The following is a 240-nucleotide window of genomic DNA, read 5'->3' on the forward strand; positions in this document are numbered from 1 at the left end:
TACCCCCGGTCAGCACGCGATTGCCTCTGGCATCGACGTACCAACCTTCACCCTTGGTGATGTTGGAGCCGCCCTTGAAGTGCAACAAGGCGTTCCAGACGACCTCGTTGCCCGGCTTGGGAATTGGGAACGGTACGCCGCCGAAGCAGCCTTCAACTGCTAAGCCATTCTCGATTGTCTTGCAGCGGGTAGCATTCGCGACGCTGTTTTGGTTCACCCAGTCCGGGTAGTTCGCGGACC

1 protein-coding gene is annotated in these 240 nt (G+C 59.2%); it reads right to left on the reverse strand.

Features of this window, described 5'->3' with window-relative positions; all coding sequences use genetic code 11:
• Window positions 1–240: DUF1329 domain-containing protein (locus SB816_RS34640; protein ID WP_410548579.1), on the reverse strand; the 240-nt coding region annotated here is incomplete at both ends.

Origin of the sequence: Achromobacter sp. SIMBA_011 (assembly GCF_046535435.1) — a bacterium.
In the GTDB taxonomy this organism is placed as follows: domain Bacteria; phylum Pseudomonadota; class Gammaproteobacteria; order Burkholderiales; family Burkholderiaceae_B; genus Achromobacter; species Achromobacter dolens.